Origin of the sequence: Mesorhizobium sp. M4A.F.Ca.ET.020.02.1.1 (assembly GCF_004022645.1) — a bacterium.
Taxonomy (GTDB): domain Bacteria; phylum Pseudomonadota; class Alphaproteobacteria; order Rhizobiales; family Rhizobiaceae; genus Mesorhizobium.
Genome location: NZ_RZOI01000949.1, coordinates 1 through 1,931, shown reverse-complemented (window position 1 = coordinate 1,931; position 1,931 = coordinate 1). Strand labels below are relative to the sequence as shown.

At 63.0% G+C, this 1,931-nt stretch carries 1 protein-coding gene; it reads right to left on the bottom strand.

Annotation, left to right across the window (positions count from 1 at the left end; genetic code table 11):
• Nucleotides 1–1,931 (bottom strand): hypothetical protein (locus tag EN742_RS38385; protein ID WP_189375708.1); only part of this gene is annotated, 1,931 nt, incomplete at both ends.

Genomic DNA, 1,931 nt, shown 5'->3' with positions numbered 1-1,931 from the left:
GGCTGTGATTGCCGTAAGGCCCGGCCAGGCCCGTTGGCGTCAGGACGATCTGACTGCCGCCGCTCGGCGCATCCCACAACTCGAACGTGTTGTCGCCGGCGCCGCTGACGCCCCGCACATAGTAGGTCTTGCCGTCTTCCAGCCCGCCGATCGGCAGATTCTTGGCGTTGACCAGCGAATGCGTATCACTGGCGCCGACATTGAGGGCGGGATCGGCGCTGAGGCCCTTGTTCGGGTTCAGCGCGATGATCGGCTGATCGAAGGTCTTCGTCAGCGTGTCTTCGGTGACGCTGTTCGCGACGGTAAGGATCAGCGTGCTGCCGGATACGCTGGCGATCGTGAACGTGCCGGAATTGGCGCCGCCGCCGCCGATGAACAGCGTGCCGGCTGCGAAGCCGTTGTCGGCCCAGTTGAGGCCGTCAGTGCGGATGATACGGTCGCCAGCGGCATTGCGAACGAACTGCACCTCTTCGGTGATCGCGTCGTTACGCTTGAGCTGGATCGTCGAGGAATTGACGACATGCACGCGATAGGTCTGGCCGTCGACCAGGCCGCCGATCGCCAGACCCGTTCCGCCGTTCGCATTCTTGACGTCATAGACGACGTGCTCGCCCTCGGCGAAACCGTGCGCCAGCGCATTTCCATCATCGTCGAAGAAGCGGATGTTGTCGGCGTTGCTATCTGCGATTGGCGAGCCGTCGGGATTGAGGCTGTTCGAATTGACGTCCACCTGGCGACTGACGAAGGTGCGCGCGTCCGGCGCCTCATAGGTCACCGCCGTCCCGTTGACGAAGCCATGCCCGGATATGGTGATGCTGTTGCCCGCGACGTCGTCCGGCTGGAAATTCTTGAGGTAGTTCTGTGGGTTGACCGCCTTGTCGAAGGTGCTCACCAGCTTGATGTGCGACCCGTCGATGACCAGCACATAATAGAGGTTGCCCTCGGTCAGGCCAAAGCTGTCGACCGTTTCGTCCGGTCCCGGATAGTAGCGGACGGCATCGCCGCTCAGGAAATTATGGCCACCCGCGAACTCGATGATCTCGGTGTCTGGATCGATGTCGGCGGCGTTGAAGACGGAGCCGAAATAGAGCGTGTTCGGATCTGTCACGCCTGCATTGACGACATTGATCACGCTATACTGGCGGTTCACAGCCGAATCGGCCGGGTCCGGCCAGTTGAGGCCGGGAATGACGGCGCCGCCGCTTCCGGCATCATATTCGACCGTGTCGCCGGTCACCAGTCCGTGCCCGTTGACCGTGATCGTGTTGGCGGTGCCATCGACATCGAGGATCTCGTAGGTCGGTTGAACGCCGGGGATCGGCGACGCGGAGGCTTCGACCAGGATATCTCCGGTCGCATTGATCACCGCGCCCGCGCCGATCGAGCTTGCAACAGTCGGGCTGACATTGGTCGTCGCATCCGAAGCGCCAGCGCCGAAAATGCCGCCTATCGAAATACCGACAACCTTGGCGTCGCCTTCGGTTTGCGCCTGTGCCTTGAGCCGGACATTGCGCGCCGACTGGATCGAGGTGTTGTTGCCGATCGAGGCGCTGACCGACGATGGGCTGGCTGTTGCGACTGCGCTGTTGATCGTCAGCGCGCCGAGAACGCCGCCACCGGCGGCTTCAGCCACGGCGAGCGCGCCGTTGACAGCGAGGGCTTCGACCTTAATGTCGGTGACCGAGACGATGTTGGCGTTCATCGCGGCGTTGCTCTGGCCATTGGCCTCCGCTTCAGCCACGGAAGCACCGACCGCCGCGGCGCCGAACGAATTCGCTTCGGAATTGGCGACGGCATAGTTGCGAATGCGCGACTTGATGTCGATGTCACCGGTGATGGTGAATGCGCCGCCGGCACCGATCGTGGTGTTGGCAACCGCATTGGACCGCGCGGTCGGAACCGAGCCCTGGCCGCTGAACAAGCCGCCGCCG